The sequence below is a fragment of the Ruegeria sp. AD11(2025) genome, from assembly GCF_056542405.1.
In genome coordinates this window covers 19,054-40,646 of sequence record NZ_JBQFZU010000007.1, presented here as the reverse complement: position 1 = coordinate 40,646, position 21,593 = coordinate 19,054, and the positions used below count along the sequence as shown (strand labels likewise).

23 protein-coding genes and 1 tRNA gene are annotated in these 21,593 nt (G+C 56.7%); 15 read left to right on the top strand and 9 right to left on the bottom strand.

Annotated features, from left to right (window positions below; translation table 11 throughout):
- Positions 1-1,014, top strand: coding sequence for a FecCD family ABC transporter permease (locus ACR1XY_RS08780; RefSeq protein WP_480592246.1), 1,014 nt, complete (start codon positions 1-3; stop codon positions 1,012-1,014).
- Here the strand turns inward: ACR1XY_RS08780 and ACR1XY_RS08775 are convergent.
- Together ACR1XY_RS08775 and ACR1XY_RS08770 are read right to left on the bottom strand one after the other, a co-directional pair.
- Positions 989-1,597, bottom strand: coding sequence for a UbiX family flavin prenyltransferase (locus ACR1XY_RS08775; RefSeq protein WP_480592244.1), 609 nt, complete (start codon positions 1,595-1,597; stop codon positions 989-991). The genes ACR1XY_RS08780 and ACR1XY_RS08775 overlap by 26 nt on opposite strands.
- On the bottom strand, positions 1,594-3,102 hold the full coding sequence (locus ACR1XY_RS08770) for a UbiD family decarboxylase (RefSeq protein WP_480592242.1): 1,509 nt from the start codon (positions 3,100-3,102) through the stop codon (positions 1,594-1,596). The genes ACR1XY_RS08775 and ACR1XY_RS08770 overlap by 4 nt, the downstream gene beginning before the upstream one ends.
- 140 nt (positions 3,103-3,242) lie before the next feature.
- Between ACR1XY_RS08770 and ubiT the strand changes: the two genes are divergently transcribed.
- The 4 genes from ubiT to ACR1XY_RS08750 are packed head-to-tail and all read left to right on the top strand — an operon-like array spanning position 3,243 to position 6,900.
- Complete coding sequence (gene ubiT / locus ACR1XY_RS08765) at positions 3,243-3,785, top strand: ubiquinone anaerobic biosynthesis accessory factor UbiT (RefSeq protein ID WP_480592238.1); 543 nt, start codon at positions 3,243-3,245, stop codon at positions 3,783-3,785.
- Complete coding sequence (gene ubiU, locus ACR1XY_RS08760) at positions 3,785-4,762, top strand: ubiquinone anaerobic biosynthesis protein UbiU (protein ID WP_480592565.1); 978 nt, start codon at positions 3,785-3,787, stop codon at positions 4,760-4,762. The genes ubiT and ubiU overlap by 1 nt, the downstream gene beginning before the upstream one ends.
- 3 nt (positions 4,763-4,765) lie before the next feature.
- Positions 4,766-5,677 carry a ubiquinone anaerobic biosynthesis protein UbiV gene (gene ubiV, locus ACR1XY_RS08755; RefSeq protein WP_480592236.1) on the top strand — a complete coding sequence of 304 codons (912 nt, stop codon included), beginning with the start codon at positions 4,766-4,768 and terminating at the stop codon, positions 5,675-5,677.
- Positions 5,674-6,900, top strand: coding sequence for an NnrS family protein (locus ACR1XY_RS08750; RefSeq protein ID WP_480592234.1), 1,227 nt, complete (start codon positions 5,674-5,676; stop codon positions 6,898-6,900). The genes ubiV and ACR1XY_RS08750 overlap by 4 nt, the downstream gene beginning before the upstream one ends.
- Before the next feature lie 178 nt (positions 6,901-7,078).
- On the opposite strand, the gene ACR1XY_RS08745 is transcribed toward ACR1XY_RS08750, so the two are convergent.
- Positions 7,079-7,228, bottom strand: coding sequence for a hypothetical protein (locus ACR1XY_RS08745; protein ID WP_480592231.1), 150 nt, complete (start codon positions 7,226-7,228; stop codon positions 7,079-7,081).
- Between the two features lie 449 nt (positions 7,229-7,677).
- On the opposite strand from ACR1XY_RS08745, the gene ACR1XY_RS08740 reads away from it, so the two are divergent.
- The 7 genes from ACR1XY_RS08740 to ACR1XY_RS08710 all read left to right on the top strand — a co-directional run bounded on the left by ACR1XY_RS08740 (position 7,678) and on the right by ACR1XY_RS08710 (position 12,294).
- Entirely contained in the window at positions 7,678-8,862 is a 1,185-nt protein-coding gene (locus ACR1XY_RS08740) for a tyrosine-type recombinase/integrase (protein ID WP_480592227.1), read from the top strand.
- A 311-nt stretch (positions 8,863-9,173) separates the two neighbouring features.
- Positions 9,174-9,323: a hypothetical protein gene (locus ACR1XY_RS08735; protein WP_480592225.1), complete on the top strand. Its 150-nt coding sequence runs from the start codon at positions 9,174-9,176 to the stop codon at positions 9,321-9,323.
- 250 nt (positions 9,324-9,573) lie between these two features.
- Positions 9,574-10,272, top strand: a complete 699-nt coding sequence (locus ACR1XY_RS08730; protein ID WP_480592223.1) for a hypothetical protein — start codon at positions 9,574-9,576, stop codon at positions 10,270-10,272.
- Positions 10,273-10,379: 107 nt separating this feature from the next.
- Complete coding sequence (locus ACR1XY_RS08725) at positions 10,380-10,640, top strand: helix-turn-helix transcriptional regulator (RefSeq protein ID WP_480592221.1); 261 nt, start codon at positions 10,380-10,382, stop codon at positions 10,638-10,640.
- A gap of 96 nt (positions 10,641-10,736) precedes the next feature.
- On the top strand, positions 10,737-10,961 hold the full coding sequence (locus tag ACR1XY_RS08720; protein WP_480592219.1) for a hypothetical protein: 225 nt from the start codon (positions 10,737-10,739) through the stop codon (positions 10,959-10,961).
- A 181-nt stretch (positions 10,962-11,142) separates the two neighbouring features.
- The gene (locus tag ACR1XY_RS08715; RefSeq protein ID WP_480592217.1) at positions 11,143-11,742 is read left to right on the top strand and encodes a hypothetical protein; all 600 of its coding nucleotides are present in this window, start codon (positions 11,143-11,145) and stop codon (positions 11,740-11,742) included.
- A gap of 54 nt (positions 11,743-11,796) precedes the next feature.
- On the top strand, positions 11,797-12,294 hold the full coding sequence (locus ACR1XY_RS08710) for a hypothetical protein (protein ID WP_480592215.1): 498 nt from the start codon (positions 11,797-11,799) through the stop codon (positions 12,292-12,294).
- A 183-nt stretch (positions 12,295-12,477) separates the two neighbouring features.
- Here ACR1XY_RS08710 and ACR1XY_RS08705 read toward each other — a convergent pair whose 3' ends face one another.
- The gene (locus ACR1XY_RS08705; protein ID WP_480592213.1) at positions 12,478-13,584 is read right to left on the bottom strand and encodes a DGQHR domain-containing protein; all 1,107 of its coding nucleotides are present in this window, start codon (positions 13,582-13,584) and stop codon (positions 12,478-12,480) included.
- Positions 13,581-14,441, bottom strand: coding sequence for a hypothetical protein (locus ACR1XY_RS08700; RefSeq protein WP_480592211.1), 861 nt, complete (start codon positions 14,439-14,441; stop codon positions 13,581-13,583). The genes ACR1XY_RS08705 and ACR1XY_RS08700 overlap by 4 nt, the downstream gene beginning before the upstream one ends.
- A 230-nt stretch (positions 14,442-14,671) precedes the next feature.
- On the opposite strand from ACR1XY_RS08700, the gene ACR1XY_RS08695 reads away from it, so the two are divergent.
- Positions 14,672-16,045: a hypothetical protein gene (locus ACR1XY_RS08695; protein ID WP_480592209.1), complete on the top strand. Its 1,374-nt coding sequence runs from the start codon at positions 14,672-14,674 to the stop codon at positions 16,043-16,045.
- 205 nt (positions 16,046-16,250) lie between these two features.
- Here the strand turns inward: ACR1XY_RS08695 and ACR1XY_RS08690 are convergent.
- Positions 16,251-16,326: transfer RNA gene (locus tag ACR1XY_RS08690), tRNA-Lys, on the bottom strand.
- A gap of 212 nt (positions 16,327-16,538) precedes the next feature.
- Here ACR1XY_RS08690 and dapF point away from each other — a divergent pair.
- Both dapF and mtaB read left to right on the top strand, forming a co-directional pair.
- A complete protein-coding gene (gene dapF / locus ACR1XY_RS08685) occupies positions 16,539-17,381 on the top strand; it encodes a diaminopimelate epimerase (protein WP_480592207.1) in 843 nt (280 codons plus the stop codon).
- Entirely contained in the window at positions 17,378-18,634 is a 1,257-nt protein-coding gene (gene mtaB / locus ACR1XY_RS08680; protein ID WP_480592205.1) for a tRNA (N(6)-L-threonylcarbamoyladenosine(37)-C(2))-methylthiotransferase MtaB, read from the top strand. Before dapF ends, mtaB begins: the two co-directional genes overlap by 4 nt.
- A 141-nt stretch (positions 18,635-18,775) precedes the next feature.
- Here mtaB and ACR1XY_RS08675 read toward each other — a convergent pair whose 3' ends face one another.
- From ACR1XY_RS08675 to petA, 3 genes are read right to left on the bottom strand one after another with little or no spacing between them, the layout of a single operon-like run.
- On the bottom strand, positions 18,776-19,561 hold the full coding sequence (locus ACR1XY_RS08675; protein WP_480592203.1) for a cytochrome c1: 786 nt from the start codon (positions 19,559-19,561) through the stop codon (positions 18,776-18,778).
- A 17-nt stretch (positions 19,562-19,578) separates the two neighbouring features.
- Positions 19,579-20,910 carry a cytochrome b gene (gene petB, locus ACR1XY_RS08670; protein WP_170405072.1) on the bottom strand — a complete coding sequence of 444 codons (1,332 nt, stop codon included), beginning with the start codon at positions 20,908-20,910 and terminating at the stop codon, positions 19,579-19,581.
- An 11-nt stretch (positions 20,911-20,921) separates the two neighbouring features.
- The gene (gene petA / locus ACR1XY_RS08665; protein ID WP_170405069.1) at positions 20,922-21,506 is read right to left on the bottom strand and encodes a ubiquinol-cytochrome c reductase iron-sulfur subunit; all 585 of its coding nucleotides are present in this window, start codon (positions 21,504-21,506) and stop codon (positions 20,922-20,924) included.
- Positions 21,507-21,593 lie beyond the last annotated feature (87 nt).

Sequence of the window (21,593 nt, the reverse complement as noted above, 5' to 3'; positions counted from 1 at the left end):
ATGAACCGATTGAGCCTTGTGCTCGTGCTGGGGGCGGTCGTTCTGACCGTCCTTTTGCTGATTTCGACCGTCTACGGAACCACACCCATTCCAGCGACAGACGCATTCAACGCTGTCCTGTTGGGCACCGGGATGATCGACGGAGAGATGTCGGCGCTGCACCGGATCGTGTTTGACCTGCGCCTGCCCCGCGCATTGTTCGCGGCCGTCATTGGTGCCGGGCTGGGGATTGTCGGCGTGGTTCTGCAGACCACCACGCGCAACGATCTGGCCGACCCCTTCCTGTTTGGTCTATCCTCGGGCGCGGCAGCAGGAGCCGTGTTCGTCATCACCGTGACCGGCGATATTCTGGGTTTCTGGACCTTGCCGCTGGCGGCGTTTTGCGGCGGTCTTGTGGCGTCGGGCATCGTGCTTGCGCTGGTGCACGCCATGCGCACAAGCGCACCGGAAAAACTGATCCTTGCCGGACTGGCGGTTTCCTTCCTGTTCTCGGCCATCACCAATTATCTGATCTTCGCGGGCGACAGCCGCGCGGCGCATACGGTCATCTTCTGGATGCTGGGCGGGCTGGGTCTGGCACGTTGGGAAACCTTCCCACTGGTCTGCGTCGGACTGCTGCTGATCCTGTCCTATTCGCTGTATCGCAGCCGCTGGCTGGACGCCCTGCTGACCGGAGACTTGACCGCCGCCACGCTGGGCGTACCGGTCCAGGGCCTGAGGTTCAGCATGTTCTTCACTGCGGCCCTTGCCACCGCCGTATTCGTCTCGGTCGCAGGTGTGATCGGCTTTGTCGGCCTGATGGTGCCTCATATCGCCCGCGGTATCGCCGGACCGCTGCACAATCGGCTTCTACCCACGGCGGCGATTGTGGGTGCGGCCTTGCTGACGGGATCCGACATTCTCAGCAGGCTTCTTCTGGCGCCACAGGAGTTGCCGGTGGGGATCGTGACAACCTCGATCGGTTCGGTGTTTGTTTTTCTGCTGCTGTTCAGGACCGCAAGGGCTCAGCACTAGAGCCAGGTATCACTCCTGCTTCGGCCCATTGATTTGCCACCGGCGCGGATACTCCCAACAGATCGATCGCGCGGGCGGCAATCTGGACGACGATATCCGACACGCATTGCGGTTTCAGATAGAAGGCCGGTACAGGCGGCAAGACAATCGCGCCCATTTCGGTGGCGGTTGTCATGTTCCGAAGATGTACCAATGTCAGCGGCGCTTCGCGGGTCAGCAGGACCAGACGCCTGCGTTCCTTCAGTTGGACGCTGGCGGCGCGGGTTAGTAGGTTGTCATCCAGACCATGCGCGATTGCCGCCAGTGACCGCATCGAACAGGGTGCCACGATCATCCCCGTCACCGGGACCGATCCTGACGCAATGCTAGCGCCAATGTTGTCGATGGAATGGTGGCGGGTTGCCAATCCCCTGAGGGTTTCAAACGCATCACCTCCACACTCTTCAAGAAGCGTACGATTGGCTGCGTTGCTGGTGACAAGGTCGATTTCGACGTCCAAGCCGGACAATTGCCGCGCAACCGACATCCCGAGTGCCGCACCCGAGGCTCCGGCCACGCCCAGGATCACACGGTGTTGGCTCATGACGCCGCTCCTTTCATCAGGCGGGAAACAAGATCGGCGGCAAAGTCCGCGTCTTTGTTCGCCGTTTTCATCACGGTTCCCCATTCCCGGCTGGTTTCGCTTTCGATCTTGGTCGTGGCGTCGATGCCCATTTTCCCGGCTAGCCCCGGTTGCGGAGAGGCGAAGTCCAGGTAGTCCATCGGTGTGTTCTCCAGCGTCATCACATCCCGACCCGGGTCCATTCGCGTGGCAAGCGCCCAGGCGATGTCATCCCAGTTTGCGGGGTCGATGTCGTCATCGACTACCACGATCATCTTGGTATAGCTGAATTGCGGCAGCATCCCCCACAACGCCATCATCACCCGGCGCGCCTGACCGGGATAGCGTTTGTCGATACTGACAACGGCCATGCGGTACGAGCACGCGGCGGGCGGCAGCCAAAGGTCGCGGACCTCAGGAATCTGGGCGCGTATAGTGGGCAGCGCGAGGCGGTTGAAAACCTCGCCAATGATCGCGGGCTCGTCTGGCGGGCGGCCGGTATAAGTGGACAGGTACAGCGGGTCCTGCCGATGGGTCACGGCAGTGACCTGCATGACCGGGAAAGGCTCGGCCCGGTTGTAATACCCGGTGTGATCTCCGAACGGCCCCTCGGGCGCGGTTTCGGTAGGCGACACCCAACCTTCAAGGATGATCTCGGCCTCGGCCGGAACCATCAAGGGCACCGACTTGGCGGCCACCATACGGGGGCGGGCGCCGTTGAGCGCGCCTGCAAAAGTCATTTCGGACACGGTCTCGGGAAGAGGCAACGCGGCAGACAACAACGTGGCCGGATCCGCCCCCAGAACAATGGCAACCGGAGTCTTTTCACCCCGCTTCGCCCAACTCCGGTGATGGGCCGCGCCGCCGCGATGGGGCAACCACCGCATGATCAGCTTATCCCGGTCCAACACCTGTGCGCGGTAGATGCCCGCATTATACGACGTGACATTGCCCGCCTCGGAACCGTGCGGTCGGGTGATGACCACCGGCCAGGTCACAAGCGGCGCCGCATCGCCCGGCCAATGGGTCTGCACCGGGATGGAGGCCAGATCAATATCCGACCCTTCCAGTACAACCTGCTGGCTAGGGCCAGACTTGGTGATCTTGGGTCGCGTCGCCAGAGCGGCCTTCAACATCGGCCAGCGCGACAGGGCGTCCCGCACCCCGTCCGGCGGCGTCGGAGTTTTGAGCGCGGCTAGAAACGCGCCCATCTCGTCCAGTTCCTCCGGTTTGACCCCAAGCCCGGCGCATACACGTTCGGCGGTTCCGAACAGGTTCGCGACAACCGGCATTTTTGAAGGGATACCAGCACCCATCACCGGAAAATCGAACCGCAACACCGGACCTGCCCGTTCCAGAACGTTGCGGTGAACTGCTGTCATTTGGTGGCGAACCGAGACGGGCTCGGACACGGTCAGTAGCTGATTGGCGTCCCCGCACCAGTCAAGGAAACTGCGCAAGCTGGGGAAGGAGGGCAAAGATCGCACGGGAGATCCTGTTCATGAGAGCCCGGCCTGCCTATCAGCCAAATTCCACAGCGAAATTGACAATGATCAACTTGGGAACGCGCACAAACATTTATCAGTGCCCGGCAAGAGACGTGTCGACCGTGCCAAAGGAGCCCTGCTTGTCCCAATCGCCCGCTCAGATTCCGCGCTTTCCGCAGATGGCCACCTATCCGTTGCGCATTTTGCCTTTCGCCCCCTTGTCGGCCATCCTGTCCACCTTTTCCCGCAAGATTGCTCAAAAGCACCCGGGCATGTTCCGCAGGCTTGGAGAGCATGATCACACCCGGTTCATCCTTGATCCAACCGACCTGCCTTTTGTGATTTGCCTTGATCCGAACGGTGGAAGCCCGCGCGTGACGGTCATGCGCGGCCCGGCAGAAGGTGCCGCAAGGATCGCCGGGCCGCTGGCTGCCCTGTTGGGCCTTGTTCACGGCGCCTATGATGGGGACGCGCTGTTCTTTTCCCGCGATCTGGTGATCGAAGGCGATACGGCCGCCGCGCTGGCCTTGCGCAACGCCGTCGACGATGCCGAGCTGGACTTCGCGCAGGAACTCTCGGACCTGTCCGGTCCATTGGCGCATTCCATGCAGAGGGTTCTTTCACTGATCGAGCGACGAACCGGCGTTAACCTGAGCAGACCTGAAGAGGCAGAACTATGGTAATGGAAATTGTCTGCCCCGCCGGCACCCCCGCCGCGTTGCGTGCGGCAGTAAAAGCGGGCGCACACACGGTTTACTGCGGCTTTGCCGATGAAACCAACGCCCGGAACTTTCCCGGCCTGAACTTCGACCGCGCGGAAATGCGCGAGGGCGTGGCCTTTGCCCACCAGCATGGTGCCAAGGTTCTGGTCGCCATCAACACTTTTCCGCGCGCCGGGCACGAGGCCATCTGGCACAGCGCCGTGGCCGATGCCGAAGCTTGCGGTGCCGATGCGGTGATCCTGGCCGATGCCGGCCTTCTGGCCCACACCGCGCGCCATCACCCCGGCCTGCGCCGTCACCTGTCGGTACAGGCAGCCGCCGCCAATGCGGAAGTCATCAACTACTATGCCGAAACCTTTGGCGTGAAACGTGTGGTGCTGCCGCGCGTGCTTTCAGTGCCGGAAATCGCCGCGATCAACGCCGAAACCGAGGTTGAAACCGAGGTGTTCGTCTTTGGTGGTCTTTGTGTGATGGCCGAGGGCCGCTGTTCGCTGTCGTCCTATGCCACCGGTAAATCGCCCAACATGAACGGCGTCTGCTCTCCGGCAAGTCATGTGGAATACCGTGACGAAAACGGGGTGCTGGATGCGCGTTTGGGCGGTTACATCATTCACCGCGTCAACAAAGGCGAAGCCGCCCCTTACCCGACCCTGTGCAAAGGATGCTTCAGCGCAGGTGAAAAAACCGGCCACCTGTTCGAAGACCCGGTCAGCCTGAACGCTGAGAAGCTGATCCCGCAGCTGCAAAAGGCGGGCGTCACCGCGCTCAAGATCGAAGGCCGCCAACGGTCGCGTTCCTACGTGGCGCAAGTGGTGCGCAACTTCCGCGCCGCCGTGGATGCGCTGGATGCAGGCCGTCCGCTGCCCGAGGGCATGTTGGCCCGTCTGTCCGAGGGTCAGGCCATGACCACCGGCGCCTATAAGAAAACCTGGAGATAAGCCATGGATCTCACTGCTGGGCCGACCCAGTTCTTCTGGTCCAAAGACCGTTGGCTGGAGTTTCACACCTCACTGGCCGACACCCCCGTTGCCCGTGTCGTTCTGGGCGAGTTGGTCTGTTCCAAACGCCTGCCGTTTTATCAAGAGCATATCGCCGAGGCGATCGACACGCTGCAAAACGCAGGCAAAGAGGTCGCCCTGACCAGCCTGGCGCTGGTCACCCTGAAACGCGAGCGCAAGCTGACCGCCGACCTTGTCGAAATGGGATTGCCGGTCGAGGTCAACGACCTCTCCGCCCTGCCCCATCTTCCCAAGGGCACGCCATTCTGGGTAGGTCCGCTGGTCAATGTCTACAACGAAGGCACGCTGACATGGCTTGCCTCGCTGGGTGCCACACGGGTCTGCCTGCCGCCCGAACTGCCATTGGAAAGCGTTGAGGTGCTGGCCAAAACCGCCGCCGATCTTGGTGTCGCCATTGAGGTCTGGGGCCATGGCCGCCTGCCCTTGGCGATCTCGGGCCGCTGCTATCACGCACGCCTGCATGGCCGCACCAAAGACAACTGCCAATTTGCCTGCGAAGACGATCCGGACGGGCTGGAGGTGAAAACGCTGGAAGGTCAGCCGTTCATGACTATGAACGGTGTGCAGACCCTGTCAGACACGCACGCCGCCGCGGTCTACCAGACCGAGACATTGGCGCGCGCAGGTGTCGCTGCCCTTCGCCTTTCTCCGCAATCACAGGGTTTCCCTGCCATTTGCACCGCCTATCACGCCCTCCTGCAGGGAGATACCACAGCGGAAGCAACGGCCGCAAAGCTTCAATCCCTCACGCCGGACACCCGTTTTTCCGATGGGTTCCTGCAAGGTGCATGTGGCGCGGACTGGTCCGCCGACCGGGCCGTCCCGGCAGAGTGACCTCAAGATCGTTCTGGGCCGCGCCCTATCGCCCAATGTTCAGCGGCGCGGCACTCTGGGCACTTGTCTGCGTCGGATGGTGGCCGCTGAGCGTACGCCTGGGCCTGCCCGCCCCAGCGTTTGAGCCAAATGTTCTGTGGCATGTACATGAGCTGCTGTTCGGCTTTGCCGCGTTGGCTGTGGGCGGCTACCTCCTGACTGCCCTGCCCAACTGGGTGGCCAAGCCCCCCGAACAGGGCACAGTATTGAAGCTTTTGATGGGATTCTGGGCTTTGGGCCGCGTTACAACGGCCTTGGCTGACCGCCTCCCTCTCAGCCTGATCCTGGTCTGCAATGGTCTGTACTACATCGCTTTGTTTGGCCTTCTGACATGTCGCATTGCAGCCGCGGGCGCCTATGTCAAAATTCCGTTTGCTATCGCTGTACTGGCTCTGGGCCTGGTCGAAGCCATTTACATGACCCTCAGTAAATCCGGTGATGTCGCGGCCAGCCTGTCGCTTGTGCGCGCGGTTTTGATCGGCTTCGCCATGCTGATCACCGCCATCGGCGTTCGTGCCGTCCCCGCCTTCACCACCACTTGGCGTCAACATCAAGGCTTGCCTGCGCTAGACATACCGTACAACGAAGGGCTGCGCTTGATCACCCTCGCGTTGCTGGCCTGTAGCGTGCTTGCTCTGTTGTACGACGTTCCCGGTATTGCAAATGCCTTGCTGATCATCGCCGCCGTTTCCGTGCTTGCCGCGATGTCGCTCTGGCGCAGTTTCGACACATGGCACAACCCACTGCTCTTCGGGCTACACGCGGCGTTTCTCTGCCTCCCACTTGGACTGCTGCTTATTGGCTCTGTGTGGTTTCTTCCGGCAGCCTATCCTACGGGCGATGCCCTGCACGCCCTCACCATTGGGGCGATCTCTGGCATGGTCATGGCCTTCACTGGCCGCGCCGCATCCCATACTTCAGAGGGTTCACTACGCGCACCACGAAGTCTGACCTGTGCCATGGTGTTGCTGTGGTGCGCCATCGTAACCCGCCTTGCCGCACCGTTATCTGTTTCTGGCAAGCTTCTGGAAAACACCGCCGCCCTGTTCTGGTGCTGCAGTTGGTTGTGTTACCTGATCGCCCTGCGCCGCGCACTCATGGGTCCTGCGGTCCGGCCTGTGCTCAGCGGCAGAATCTCCAAGATCCAGATCATGCCAACAGATGGGGCAAAAGGAAAAAAATAGGGTCTATTGCGCAAAAAAAATAAGCAAGGGCTCCTTTGATCGAGTGGAAATCCTCTTGGTATTCAACCGATCATAGAAGTTCGTTATGTTGATGTAGGGCAGCTCGGTTTTTTGATGGTACCGCCAAGATATCCGAACTGATAGTTCCAGGCATCCCGCGGCCGGGGCATCCCACGGTTCAAGTTCCGTCCACCCGCGGCCTCGATAGCAACATGACAACCCCACCCTCACCTGTTTTTCGAATGTGATCGTTCAGAACTTGATTCTTCTGAGCGGACGACATGTCGGCGATCAATTTGGCATGCGAAGAGAGTTTGCTGTCCGTCATGGAAAGCTCCTGCGCTATACGAGGTTTTTGATTGTTGTGATGGTGATCAGCCTCGCTTGGGTGGTCCAATTTGATTGTTAGTGCATGACCGGCCTTTGGCCCATCTGAACGATGGTTTCCGGAGCCGGTGGTGTATATCCCAGAGCATTGTGCGGGCGGTGCTAGGTGGTTGCTGTAGGCGTGAGAAATTCTCGCCTATTCTTGCTAAACCCTAAGAAAAAAGTGGTGAGCCGTGCAGGATTCGAACCTGCGACCCACTGATTAAAAGAACGGCCAGAGCCATTTCTCCGCATTTCGCCAGATTTCGCCATACTGACAAAAATATAGCGAAAACAGATATTTACGTTGACCTCCGCTGCGCCATGAATTCATGAATTACTCTAGAATTCACCGCCATTTGCTTCCGTATAGCTTCCGGAAGCAGGCCGGAAGCAAGGAGTGTTCTGGATATGTTCAAACTGACCAAACGCGCAGTTGAGGGATTTGCCGTTGAGGCCAAGGAATACCTCGTTTGGGACCGGGACATGCGTGGCTTTGGGCTGCGCGTCTACCCCTCCGGCAAAAAGACCTATCTGGTTCAGTATCGGGCCGGACGTCGGACGCGACGGATCACCATCGGCCAACATGGCGTTCTGACCGCCGAGGAAGCGCGGACGCAGGCGAAGCAGCTTTTGGGCGATGTGGCGCGCGGGTCGGACCCTTCCGCCGAGAGACAGGCCAAACGTCGCGCACCAACCGTCGCGGGTCTCTGTGACCGGTTCCTAGAGGAATATGTCGACCAGCATTGCAAGCCGACCACCGCGCGCGACTACCACAGTGTCATTCGCCGGTTCATCCGTCCCAAACTTGGCCCAATCCCGATTGCCGAGGTGACTCGCGCCGATGTGGTCGCCTTTCATCACGGGCTGCGCGAAACGCCCTATCAGGCCAACCGGGCGGCGGCGATGTTGTCGAAGCTGTTCAATCTGGCCGAGGATTGGGGATTGCGGCAACCGGGATCGAACCCCGCGCGCCGGATCAAGAAGTTCCGTGAAGAAGAAAAGAAACGCTACCTGTCAGACGCGGAGCAGATACGGCTTGGCGAAGTGCTGGCAAAGGCGCTGGAAGACGGCACAGAGACTGTCTACGTGGTTTCGGCCCTCCTATTGCTGATTTATACCGGATGCCGCCTCAGTGAGATTCTGACGCTGCGCTGGGATTATGTAACCTCGCACCATCTGGAACTGCCGGACAGTAAGACCGGACGTCGCCGTATTCCCCTGCCTAGGGAAGCCTATGACATCCTGATGGATCTGCCCCGGCAACCGGGTAATCCCTACGTCACATTGGGCGAGTCGGAGACCGGACCGCTCAACAACCTGCAAAAGCCGTGGCGACGTATACGTAAGGCGGCAGGTCTGGACGATGTCCGTATACACGATCTCAGGCACACATATGCCTCAGTGGCGATGAAAGACGGGATCGACCCGTTCACCCTTAAGGAGATTATGGGCCACAAGAACCTGACCACGACCCTGCGCTATGCACATCTGGCAGATGATGCGGTACAACGGGCAGCGGGATCGGTTGCAGCCCGTCTGGCACGCGCCGTGCGGAAGGACGTCCGGACCACCCCTTTGCGGGTCGTTCAATAGCCTCACATTGCTGCGACCCGCCGCTTTGGCAGTAAAGTCGCAAAGCGAGACTTATCGACGGGTATTTGGATCGGGTGCCGTTAGGTAAGGTTGTACACCGAATCTCTGAACCTCAATCGCGTTGCCAAAAAACAACGCGCAATACCGGAGTTAATTTTTGACGCGAGAAAAAAAGGCGCAAAAAACCTTTGTAAAACAAATATGAATTTTGCCGCTTAAATTTTAGGCAAACAGAGCGAAACCTTTAGTTTTTAAGATGAAACGCGTACTCAACACCAAATTATCCGCGTACTTATCCACAAAATCCGTGGATGTCTTACCTGTTGATTGAAGTCAGCAGCCATGTAAAACAGGCGATTCCAAGAATCTGGGTTACCGGCCTGCATGATTCATTGGTGGACCTCCCCCGCAAATTACCGGAAGTCAACTTTGCTCGGCTTGCTGATTTCAGCGCCAATTGAACCTGCGGTTCGTATAGAGCAAAGCCTACGGGGCGTCGTGATGATTTAGGGCCTTTGAGTTCAGTGCTCCTGCGACACCACCAAGGGTTGTTGGGTTAGCTACATTACATAGAGGGCAACTCAGGAGCCGCGACGCCCTACGTATAAGTATACTTATACATGTGGGCCTATGTAGTCGGCATTCCAAAGTGATGTTTCTACGTATACGAGACGCGTGGGATTGAATGCTAAATACGGAGCAGAGACTGTGGTGGAAGAGATAGAGTGCAGTCTGACCATTCGAGACGAAGTAGACCAAAACCTATCGACCGAGCTATTAGACAGGATGCGCATCCTGATCGGAGCGCAGCGAGAAGAAGACGACTTCCGAGAACGGCTTGTTCACATTCTGACGCGATACAAACGTTATCTCGCCAACACGCCCCAAGTGACACGTGTTCACCGGCGTAAGCAGCTATCCACACTGCATGACAAGACAAGAAGCTTCCTTGCTGCCATGGACTCATTACATCCCGAGATCAGGCAATCTCTGGAAAGTGTTTTGGACGCCCAATCACTTGACGACAGGTGGCAGGATTTCGATGTCTTTGACCTCGAGCAACCGCTCCCGGAAGACGATGATAATCTGGATCGCGCTCAATCAGCGGCACGCAAGATCGCTGAAGCGTGCCGCGTCGAGTTAGACTTATTGGACGAAATCAAGGGTGTTAAGAAGCGCAGCGCTAACCCTGCGCTTGACCAACTGTTGATCGACCTGGCTTCGCTCTACGAAGCGGAAACCAGCCACTCCGCCGCCTCACATTGCTACCGAGACGAGACATCGAAAGACGAGTTTGGCGGCAATTTCTTTAATTTGGCAAAAGCCGTTTTGGATGCCTACGCGTCGAGCAGTTACGGCACTGCTGTCGCACTCGGAAAACGCATAAATCGAGCACTCCGAGATTCATGAATAATTACACACCACATAGGTTGTGAAAAAAAACCTATGTGGTGTTACCGATTGAATTGAAAACGCTGCAGTCTGCCTTCAACGCATTTCAGAACAGGGAGGCGAAGATGCAGACACAACCTAACCCAGACTACCTTGATCAATTGATCGACGAAAAAGCGGCTGCAGATTACCTGTGCTACTCCATCCGGGCATTGCAAAATTGGCGTGTGCGCGGTGGTGGGCCACTCTTCATCAAAGTCTCTGGCCGCTCTGTTCGTTACACACGCCGCGATCTTCAAAATGGATTGCTGAAAAGCGGGTTGCCAATACCAGCACCGCCCCTTCCTGACATTCGAGTTTTGCCCGCTCAGAGTTGGCAGCGCTGAGCGGGATTTTGGGGCCGGATGGCTCTCAGGGGCGCGGGGTGTCGCCACCTCGCGCCTTTTCTGTGTCTGCCAGACGGTTCAAAAACGGAGTTCATCATGACACAGCAACCCGCTTTCAAATTCAAAATCGGGCTCATTACCGCAACGATCTGGGACAATGAGGGGTTCTTTTCCGTCGACATCTCGCGGTCCTATAAGAATACAGAGGGTGATTGGCGCACCACCGCCGCCTTCTCGCATAACGACCTGCTCAACGTCGCCAAATGCGCGGAACGTGCAGAAAATTGGATTTCACGAAAGCAAGCTGCAGCTAGCAAATGACATCCGCCGGGCTCACAGCCCGGCCCCAAAACAATAGCTGCCCCGCCGGAGGCACTATCGAAGGGCGCGCTAGCGCCCGCCCCTTTCCAAACCTCAACCAAATCGCGCGGCATTCGCCGAAAGAGGGGGGTGATTGTAGCACCCCCCTCTGGAAATACCGGAACCCAAGGAGACCCCAATAGTGCAAGTTGTTCATTGTGGATTCGACACCATCGCACTTTCGATTCAAGCTAATATCTCTCAGGAGCTTTTCGACTCGCTTAGTACTGAACGTGACAGAGCCGAGGAAGAACGGCATCCGGTTCCCTTCAGCTATGGTGGAGCGGATTTTGATCTCTTGCCGCATGGCGGCAACGGATATTGCTTTATCCTCAAAGGCGGCCCTTTGGACGTCACTTGGTTCTTCAAGAAACCAAATCCGCGCGACCCGTGGGGCATTCGGGTTTCGGTCGGTTCGACGCTTCTTGCAACGCAAGGCCTTGGGTACGCGCGATCATATATAGATAAGACCCTAACTAGGCTCGGAATCCGCTTTGAGTCGCATCAAGTTAGTATCAGTCGCGCCGACTTTTGTGTCGATATCCTTGCACCAGAGTTTGAACTCGTTCCCGAAAACTTCGTCATTCACAGCCACACGAACCGTGCCGACTATCTCACCGCTCAAGACGATATGCGCAGCAACGGTAAATCTGGTCAGTTCACATCCGTCACTGTCGGTAAAATGCCGGGGCGGCAGGTCATTATCTATGACAAGCGTCGCGAAGTGGTCGATAAGAAATAGCCGATCTGGTGGGATATCTGGAACGCCAACCTAGAGCGGGACGGTTCAGCACCTTTGGACCATTCTGATGCCTCTCAAAGCCGGGTTTGGCGCATTGAGATGCGTGCCGGAAAGGATTTGCTCAAGGATCGTTGGCAGATCAGGACATGGCCTCAATTCGACGCGATGTTCGGCGATGTCATTTCCGAGGCATTGCAGAAGATACGCTACTGTGAGCCTGATCCTGATGACAGCAATCGCGCCCGGTGGCCAAATCATGAAATTTGGGACTTGGTTGCTGGATCGTCGGAGGATGACTTGCAGGAAATGCGTAGCTATGTCGACGCCACCAGCATAAAGCACGTACATCGCACTGAGCAAATTAGGTTGATAACAGCGCAACTGACGGGCCTTGGTATCACTCTGGCCGCACTGGAAGATACTCAGGAAAGTGAGTTGAGTGATTTCATGGTTCAGATTGGTGGCAGGCTTTCAGAGAATATCACGGCCGATTCTGAGCGCGCGGCTCATAAGTTAAATGAAGCAAGGAACAAGTATCGTTTTGTCGCGTAAACCGTCAAAGACCACTCGCTTATTGCCCTGTTGTGGCCGGGTGGACCCACGGACGCTTGTTGCATCTCACCTCATAGTCACTAGCTTTGGACTCGCCCAATCTTCTGTGGTCGGAGAGCAAATACGCGAGTCAGTCTACGTTCGTGGCTCCTTAGAAAGCGATGCCCCACTCTAGATTATTGCCTACAACTCATCAGCGATGCGTTTCATAACAGACCTAAGCGAAACACCCTCTTTGTCTTCTAACTCGGCCACAATTGAGTCTCGAATTCGTACGGCACCGCTTCTACCACTGAGACCCTGAAACGGACCGGTTTTACCCCAGTCCCAATCGGGTCCAGACTTCAGAATTCTGACCATATCTTCAGGTTTGTACTTCCCTTCACCCAAGGCACGGTCGATTACTTCTGCTCCAAGGAAACAAGCGCCCCAAAAACCTGCGCCGCGCAAAAGAAGAAATTCCTTCGGTTTCTTGAAAGCATCTGGCTGCCACTTTTTGAGGGCCAAGAAGTAGTTCTTTACAACGGCGGCCTGAACGTCACGGTCGTCAAGTGCAGTCAATTTTGTTGGCCTTGAAAACATGTACTCTAGACCAGTCTTGAGGCTTCTCAAAGGCATGAACCGGGTTACGTCAGACTTTCCTCCGTCGTACACAACACCAAAAAACGGACTATCGGCGTCATCGCGAAGCTTGTTGGCAATGTAGAGCATAGGATCTCTCCGCGCCAATTCGGTAGCCGACGACAAACGGAGTTTGATATTATCTAAATGACTAGTGTTCATCCTCCGCTGGTTGTTGTTTATGTCCCTAAACAGTTTGATCTCTTCATCTTGGGTCATCGCTAGAGCGAGACAAAAGGATACGACCTTCTCAATTGGCGGGTAGCTTTCGGTCTTACCATCAGCAAAATGAAGCCTGTGGTTTCCGTCTATACGGGAAATCTGAATATTATCCGCCTTCGAGATTGCATCGATATCAATTTCAATCTTGTGAAGTGAAGAGTTCTTCGAAGTTGGTTTCAAAGCAACGTGCGAGTCGTCCCTCAGGGCTAAGAAGACCTCTGGCCAGAACGCTAATTCTTCTTCCTGTACGTAGCTGTATGCATCACGCGCGTGCTTAGGGCTCAAGTCCCTCTGAGTACCCGTTGGGTTTGTTTTTGCATCGTAAATGTCAGGTCTCGACATCCTAGAGAGGTCAGAGAGCTTTGCAAATCCCCGTGCAACCCTAACACCCAAAACATCGTCAACGAGAACGTCGAGTTGAATTGGCGACTTTTTGCGTCGGTTCATGCTGCCTCCTCCTTCACGCCTAGCGCTAACTTCTCAAGGTGTTCGCGCCAGTTCTTTGGGTCGTTCTCAGATATGAAGTCAGTCTTCGATAGAATTGATAAGGTCGCCAGTTGAACAATCTTGCTCCAGTTAGCGTCAAACCATTCGTGATCCATTGATTGAGTGCCATGGACTATTTTGCTTCGCCAAGAGTAGAATTTTTTCAGAATCTTAAAGGTTGCATGGCGGTTAACAGCTTTGGCCTCAGCCAGAATTGCATTATACAAAGAAAACTGAAAAGCGATTTCTGTCTGACTGGCAAACATAGACTCTAGGCAGATTGCTAGATCGATTATTTTTTCCTCTGGAGAGTTTTTTGCCATCGACGCATTGAAGCGGCGAAGAGCTATCGAGAATGTCGGGTCCTTTTTTATCGCCTTTCTAACACTCGAATAGATCGCCGATATGTCGGAGGGCTTAGTGCCACCCTTTACAGCAAAGCTATGATCGTCGGCAGCGGCAATGGACTGGTAATCATGAACTTCTGTAGCGAGATGGACCTTGTTGTAGCGTATCGTAATTGGTTTGTGGTGAATTACCGACCCCTTACTGGAAAATGCATTTAAAGCGAAGGTGCAAGCTAACAAATCATTAAGGATAGCCTGATGGTCCGGTGGCGTATTCTGGCAGTCTATAATGATGGACTTGGAATTTGCCTTGATAAGCGCAGCATGGCTCGGTGACTTCTTTAAGATCGCCCCAAGGTGCTCATTTCTTATAGTTCGCACAGAGACTCTATCGCCCAAGGTGATCGGCGACGCCTTGATGAGGGTGCAGGGGTGGAGTATCGGACTCACAACAAAAAATTGGTTTGGCATATCGATCCCAGTTCTGCACAGAAACGGCAACTTACACAAGCCACTCGCTGAGGTAGAAGAAGGCCATCTGGCAACACGTAGCAATACAGCTGCCGGGTAAGGTCACAATTGCATCTCAATACGCTAAGGCCTTCGGATTGAGCGGTGCAAGAAACGTGCTGGCAACTTACAGACTTGTGGATTGGATTCTTGATGCAATACTCCCTCTGAAATTGCTATGAGAGAAATACGTGAACATAGAGCAGTTTAACGAAGAACTCTGGAAACATAGACTTGCCAATAGCCTTGTTGGCTTGTCCGAAGCACAGAAACCATTCCTGCAAAGATTCTGGGAAGCTAACGGTTTTCCCACCAAGGTGTCATTCAACGACCAAGACGAAACTCCGTTTCCCAGCAATGATCTACTAGCCGTTTACAATGGGGCACGATATTCGGCGCGCTTTGGGAATGCTGAGTATTTTGCGCCTTTGACAACGGCCCTCAATCCAGTACGTGGTGTATTGGGAGACCATCCAATCATAGCCCGCGCACTGGGGCGTAGGATACCTTGTGACGATGTCCAAATAGGGATTCTTAACTCAGCAACGCTCACCAGCCTATATCAGTTCATAGTTGGTCAAATGGCGCAAAACCCGACGTCAACTACTGAGGGGTTCATAAGAACTGCTTCGGACTTGAACTTTCTACTGACAGCACCGGAGACCAATGTACTTCCGCTTCGGACCGCAGCTGCAAATATAGGGATGAACGTCGCTCTGTACTTTGGGATTTGCGTCGAAAAAGAGATTGATCTGGGCGAGGGGTACTCACTGTTCCCGTTTAGCCAAATTGAAGAATATGTCGATCGTGAGTGGCTTAGGGAAGTGGCTCCTGAACATGTTGATCGGCGTCGAATGGAGGGCGTGTTTGCCATTGTGCACAAGTTTCGCTGGCGCCCGCTGGTTCGTAACAAGTACTCGTTATGCGATAGCGAGTACCGGATGCCGCCGCCTCTGTTCCATCGCTGGGCGGAGGAATTCGCCAACGTATTGGCTGTGTTGGTCGGATCTCGTGTTTCTTGGATAATGACTCTAGAGGGCTGCATCTCACGAGTGGCATCTGAACTACTCGGACAAGGTCACAGACCAGGATCGCGTCATAAGGGTCGTTCGATCAGTCATTTGTACAATCCCTTCGACAAGCTGAAAGAGGCCAGCAACAAACAAATTCATGAGGCGAGAACTTTGTTCTCTCGCCGGAGTAACACTGCTTACGCAGATCTGGCTCCTGCAGTTTACCGATTGGCGGAAGCCTTAGCCCGCGATGGCCGCTTTGCGAAACAGGATAGGATCTTGGATGTTGCGGTCGTTTTTGAGCGAATCTTCAGGCCCCCAAAACGAAACATCAGCGAGTTTCTTCAAAACCAATCCGCAGCACTTCTGAGCGACAACATAGAAGAAAGGGATAGCATAAAGGCCGAAGTAAAACACTTCTATGATGTTCGATCAGCGATCATCCACGGCCCTTCTGACGCCAAGAAACAACAGCTCCTCAGAGAAGTCGAAGAAGCATGGATAGCTGGCGCACGTATTGCCCGAGCATCGTTGATAAAAAAGTTGGCTTAAATATCGCCAACAAAATACCGAAGATACTCCGTGTTAAGCCAAGCCTCTTCAAAACGCAGTCGGACATTCTCAGAGTGGAGTGATGTGATCCGATAGTCACATCACTGTTTGCGTCGCAGTGCTTCCGCATTGCTTCCGGCAAGCCGTGCCTCCCGTGGCACGATCAACTTGGCTTTACGTAACCTGTTGTTTTTATTGAAAAAAGTGGTGAGCCGTGCAGGATTCGAACCTGCGACCCACTGATTAAAAGTCAGTTGCTCTACCAACTGAGCTAACGGCCCACTCTTTTGTCTGGATCTTGTTGATCCGTGGCGCTCTCTAAGGCATTTTCCCGTCCGGGTTCAAGCCTTTATTTTGCGCCTCGTTTCGCCTTCACTTAACTTGTTTCCGGCGACCCGATAGGCGGCCTAATTAGGCAGGTGGCGCGGGGGGGTCAACCCCTTTTTTCAGGAATCTTCACCGCAGGGTGGATTCCTTTCAAGCGCAGGGTTATATGCGCGCCATGCAACGAATACTGACCTCCGGTTTGCCCTTCATGAAGATGCACGGACTAGGCAATGACTTTGTTATTGTCGATGCGCGCGCGCAAAGTGTTGAGATTGCGCCGGCTCTGGCGCGGGGAATCGGGCATCGGCAGTTTGGTGTCGGATTCGACCAGCTGGCGGTGATTGAAAACGGCGAATCGGATGCGCACCTGGTGTTCTACAACGCCGACGGATCGACCTCGGCCGCCTGTGGGAATGCCACGCGCTGTATTGCGCGTTTCCTGATGGAGGAAACCGGCAAACCCGAACTGACACTGACAACCGAACGCGGCACCCTGTACGCACGCGATGCAGGCGAAGGGCTGACCTCGGTCAACATGGGGCCGCCGCAGTTGGACTGGCACGAGATTCCGCTGGCCGAAGAAGTCGAAACGCTGGAGCTGCCGATCGAGGGTGGGCCAACCGCCACCGGAATGGGCAATCCGCACTGTACCTTCTTTGTCGAGGACGCCGAGGCCATCCCTCTGACCGAGTTCGGGGCGCGGTACGAATACCACCCCCTCTACCCCGAGCGCACGAACGTGCAGGTGGCGCAGGTCATCGGCCCAGATCATATCCGCATGCGCGTGTGGGAACGAGGCGTGGGCATCACGCTGGCCTCGGGCTCGTCTTCTTGCGCAACTGCCGTTGCCGCCGCACGGCGCGGCCTCACCGGGCGTAAGGTGCAGATCGACCTGGACGGTGGCACCATCTGGATCGACTGGCGCGAGGATGGCGTCTGGATGACCGGACCCACCTGCCACGTGTTCTCGGGTACCCTGACGCCCGAGTTTCTGAGGACGCTGGGATGAGCGCCCCCAAATTCACCACTCTGGGCTGCCGCCTGAATGCCTATGAGACAGAGGCAATGAAGGAATTGTCGCAACAGGCAGGCCTGACCGATGCCGTTGTTGTGAATACCTGCGCCGTGACCGCCGAAGCGGTGCGCAAGGCAAGGCAGGAGATTCGCAAGCTGCGCCGTGAAAACCCGAATGCGCGGCTGATCGTGACGGGATGCGCGGCACAGACCGAACCCGAAACCTTTGCCGGAATGGAAGAGGTCGATGCCGTCATCGGCAACACCGAGAAAATGCAACCCGATACCTGGAAAGGCATGGCCGCGGATTTCATCGGCCAGACCGAAGCTGTACAGGTCGACGACATCATGTCGGTCACCGAAACCGCTGGTCACCTGATCGACGGGTTTGGCACTCGCTCACGCGCCTATGTGCAGGTCCAGAATGGCTGTGATCACCGCTGCACTTTCTGCATCATTCCCTATGGCCGCGGCAATTCTCGCAGTGTCCCTGCGGGCGTGGTGGTGGACCAGATCAAGCGGTTGGTGGATCGCGGCTATAACGAAGTGGTTCTGACCGGCGTTGACCTGACCTCGTGGGGTGCCGACCTGCCGGCACAGCCGAAGCTGGGCGATCTGGTGATGCGGATTCTCAAATTGGTTCCCGACCTGCCGCGCCTGCGGATCAGTTCGATCGACTCGATCGAAGTGGATGAAAACCTGATGCAGGCCATCGCAACCGAACCGCGTCTGATGCCGCATCTGCACCTGTCGCTGCAGCACGGGGATGATCTGATCCTGAAAAGGATGAAACGCCGCCACCTGCGCGACGACGCCATCCGTTTCACCGAAGAGGCGCGCAAGCTGCGCCCCGAGATGACCTTTGGCGCTGACATCATCGCGGGCTTTCCGACCGAATCCGAGGCGCATTTCGAAAACTCACTGAAGCTGGTCACCGACTGCGATCTGACCTGGCTTCACGTCTTCCCGTATTCCAAGCGCGACGGCACTCCAGCGGCCCGCATACCGCAGCAGATTAACGGCACCATCATCAAGGACCGGGCCGCCCGGCTGCGCACGGCGGGTGGCGCTCAGGTGGCCAAGCACCTGACCCAGCAGATCGGCAGGACCCATCATATCCTGATGGAAAACCCCAATATGGGCCGCACCGAACAATTCACCGAGGTGTCATTCGGAACCCCTCAGACAGAAGGGCAGATCGTGACCGCCACAATCACTGGCGCCACCAAAACCCAACTCACTGCCTGATCCGCTCTTCATCTGGCCCAAAATACCTCGGAGTTGAATTGGCCGCAGGCCAAGAAGGGGCTGGCCCCTTCCCCCCCCAAATAAAAAACCCCCGCAGCCAGTGGCGCGGGGGTTCTTAATTCTAAGGAAGATCATCAGCGCTTAGTGCTTCTTCTTACCCTTTACAGCGGCCCACAGGCGCTTGTTGACCAGGTACAGCAGCACCGACAGCAGCGACAGGAAGATCACGCCGACGAAGCCGGAATATTTGCGCTCCATCATCTTCGGTTCGGCCGTCCACATCAGGAAGGCGGCGATGTCCTCGGACATGGCTTCAACCGTGGCCGGGTGACCATCGGTGAACTCGACCTGATCATCCGCCAGCGGGGGTGCCATCGAAATCCAACCACCTGGGAAGGCAGTGTTTTCGTACAGGACCGTGCCGGCCTCTTCCTTTTCGTGGCCGGTGTACCCGTCCAGCAGCGAGGCGATGTACTCCGCACCACCCATGCCTTTGATCAGCTGGTTGATACCCAGACCGTAGGGGCCATGGAAACCGGCGCGGGCCTTGGCCATCAGGCTCAGGTCCGGTGCGCCAACGCCGTCATTGGCCGGGAAGTGGTCGGTCGGGATGGCCGGGCGGAAATCGTCCAGCTCAGGATCGAACACTTCGAAGTTGGCCGCCGAATACGCAATAACTTCTTCTTCCGAATAGCCCAGCGCCTCAAGGTCGCGCAGGGGCACGTATCTCAGGCCGTGGCAGGCTGCGCAGACCTCGGTATAAATCTGAAGACCGCGCTGCAGTTGGTTCTGATCCCAGGTTCCGAATGGCCCCTCGAACGAGAAGTGGAAGTCCTCGATATGCTGCTCGCCACCACCTGCCGCGTAGGACGCAGCAGGAGCAAGGGCCAGAGCAAACGCGGCACCGATTGCAAGTTTTTTGAACATGTTTCCGGTCCCTCTTCTTACTCGGCCGGCGTGGCGTCGGCGTCAGCCTTGCCATAATGCGCGTTGAAGTCTTCTTCGATGGTCTCGGGCTGTGCCAGAGGCTTCTCGATCACACCGAGGATCGGCAGGATCACGAAGAAATAGGCGAACCAGTAGGCGGACGCGATCAGCGAGAAGGTCGCATAGGGCTCTTCCGCGGGCATCGCACCCAGCCACATCAGGGCAAAGAAGTCGATGATCAGCAGGTAGAACCACCATTTGAACATCGGACGGTACTTGCCCGAACGCACGCTCGAGGTGTCCAGCCAGGGCGCCAGGGCCATGGCCAGGATCGCACCGAACATCGCGATCACGCCAAAGAACTTGGCGTCAACAATGCCGCCGGTGATGAAGCTAGCGAACTGTACAACCCAGACCTCACCGGTGAAGGCACGCAGGATCGCGTAGAACGGCAGGAAGTACCATTCGGGCACGATATGTGCAGGCGTAACCAGCGGGTTGGCTTCGATGTAGTTGTCCGGGTGGCCCAGGTAGTTCGGCATGAAGCCGACGATGGCCCAGAACACGACCAGGATCACGGCCAGTGCGAACAGGTCCTTGATTACGAAGTAGGGCCAGAACGGCAGCGTATCTTTCTCGGCCTCGGCTTTCGAGCCACGGCGCACTTCAACACCCGTGGGGTTGTTGTTGCCGGTGGTGTGGAAAGCCCAGATGTGCACGATCACCAGCGCCGCGATTACGAACGGCAGCAGGTAGTGCAGCGAGAAGAAGCGGTTCAGCGTGGCGTTGTCCACCGCGGGTCCGCCCAGCAGCCAGGTCTGGATCGCGTCGCCCACAAACGGGATCGCACCAAACAGGCCGGTGATCACGGTCGCACCCCAGAAGGACATCTGACCCCAAGGCAGAACGTAGCCCATGAAGGCAGTGCCCATCATCATCAGGTAGATCAGCATCCCGATGATCCACGTGATTTCACGCGGGGCTTTGTACGAGCCGTAGAACAGGCCACGGAAGATGTGGATGTAGACCGCAACAAAGAACAGCGACGCGCCATTCATGTGCAGGTAGCGCAGCATATAGCCGCCATTCACGTTGCGCATGATGTGCTCGATGCTGGCGAAGGCCAGGTCAACATGCGGGGTATAGTGCATCACCAGAACAATACCGGTGACGATCTGCAGCGCCAGGCAGAACGCCAGGACGATGCCCCAGATCCACCACCAGTTCAGGTTCTTGGGGGTGGGGATCATGATGGTGTCGTAGATCAGGCCGACGATAGGCAGTCGGCTGTTCAGCCACTTCTCACCGTTTGTCTTCGGCTCGTAATGATCGTGGGGAATTCCGGACATCTGGGTCTCCCTTAGCCGAGCTTGATGGTTGTCGCGTCCACCCATTCAACGGGCGGAACGGGCAGGTTTTCAGGCGCGGGGCCTTTGCGGATACGACCGGCAAGGTCATAGTGCGAACCGTGGCAGGGGCAGAACCAGCCACCGAAATCACCGGCATCGCCCAGAGGTACACAGCCCAGGTGCGTGCAAACGCCCATCTGAACAATCCATGCGCCGGGCGCTTCGCCTTCTGGCGACGGCATCACGCGGTTGGCATCGGTTGCAGGGGCATCGGCGGGCAGGTTGAAGTTGCGCGCCAACGGATCAGGCAGTGCGTCTACGCCTTCAGCGTCCTGCTCCTGAGCCTCTTGAATCTCAGCGCCGGTACGGTGACGGATGAATACAGGCTTGCCCAGCCATTTCACAGTCAGCTGCGTGCCCGGCTCGACGCCGCTGACATCCTGGCGAATCGAGGACAGCGCCTGAACGTCTGCCGATGGGTTCATTTGGTTGATCAGGGGCCATACGGCTGCACCCGTCGCAACGACACCTGCGCCGCCAGCGACGTAGTAGAGGAAATCTCTGCGGGTGCCTTCGTTGTCTTCTGCGTGGGACACGAGGTTTTCTCCGATTCCGGCGCCCGCGGTTGCGGGCAAACATGCATCAACACCGCATCAAAGCGGCGTCTCATCGCGGCTATCTAG

Excerpts from the sequence above, each read along its gene's own strand:
- ACR1XY_RS08780 (WP_480592246.1), top strand. The coding sequence starts at position 1 with ATGAACCGATTGAGCCTTGTGCTCGTGCTGGGGGCGGTCGTTCTGACC.
- ACR1XY_RS08775 (WP_480592244.1), bottom strand. The coding sequence starts at position 1,597 with ATGAGCCAACACCGTGTGATCCTGGGCGTGGCCGGAGCCTCGGGTGCG.
- ubiU (WP_480592565.1), top strand. The coding sequence starts at position 3,785 with ATGGAAATTGTCTGCCCCGCCGGCACCCCCGCCGCGTTGCGTGCGGCA.
- ubiV (WP_480592236.1), top strand. The coding sequence starts at position 4,766 with ATGGATCTCACTGCTGGGCCGACCCAGTTCTTCTGGTCCAAAGACCGT.
- ACR1XY_RS08745 (WP_480592231.1), bottom strand. The coding sequence starts at position 7,228 with ATGACGGACAGCAAACTCTCTTCGCATGCCAAATTGATCGCCGACATG.
- ACR1XY_RS08740 (WP_480592227.1), top strand. The coding sequence starts at position 7,678 with ATGTTCAAACTGACCAAACGCGCAGTTGAGGGATTTGCCGTTGAGGCC.
- ACR1XY_RS08735 (WP_480592225.1), top strand. The coding sequence starts at position 9,174 with ATGTCTTACCTGTTGATTGAAGTCAGCAGCCATGTAAAACAGGCGATT.
- ACR1XY_RS08725 (WP_480592221.1), top strand. The coding sequence starts at position 10,380 with ATGCAGACACAACCTAACCCAGACTACCTTGATCAATTGATCGACGAA.
- ACR1XY_RS08720 (WP_480592219.1), top strand. The coding sequence starts at position 10,737 with ATGACACAGCAACCCGCTTTCAAATTCAAAATCGGGCTCATTACCGCA.
- ACR1XY_RS08705 (WP_480592213.1), bottom strand. The coding sequence starts at position 13,584 with ATGAACCGACGCAAAAAGTCGCCAATTCAACTCGACGTTCTCGTTGAC.
- ACR1XY_RS08700 (WP_480592211.1), bottom strand. The coding sequence starts at position 14,441 with ATGCCAAACCAATTTTTTGTTGTGAGTCCGATACTCCACCCCTGCACC.
- dapF (WP_480592207.1), top strand. The coding sequence starts at position 16,539 with ATGCGCGCCATGCAACGAATACTGACCTCCGGTTTGCCCTTCATGAAG.
- mtaB (WP_480592205.1), top strand. The coding sequence starts at position 17,378 with ATGAGCGCCCCCAAATTCACCACTCTGGGCTGCCGCCTGAATGCCTAT.
- ACR1XY_RS08675 (WP_480592203.1), bottom strand. The coding sequence starts at position 19,561 with ATGTTCAAAAAACTTGCAATCGGTGCCGCGTTTGCTCTGGCCCTTGCT.
- petB (WP_170405072.1), bottom strand. The coding sequence starts at position 20,910 with ATGTCCGGAATTCCCCACGATCATTACGAGCCGAAGACAAACGGTGAG.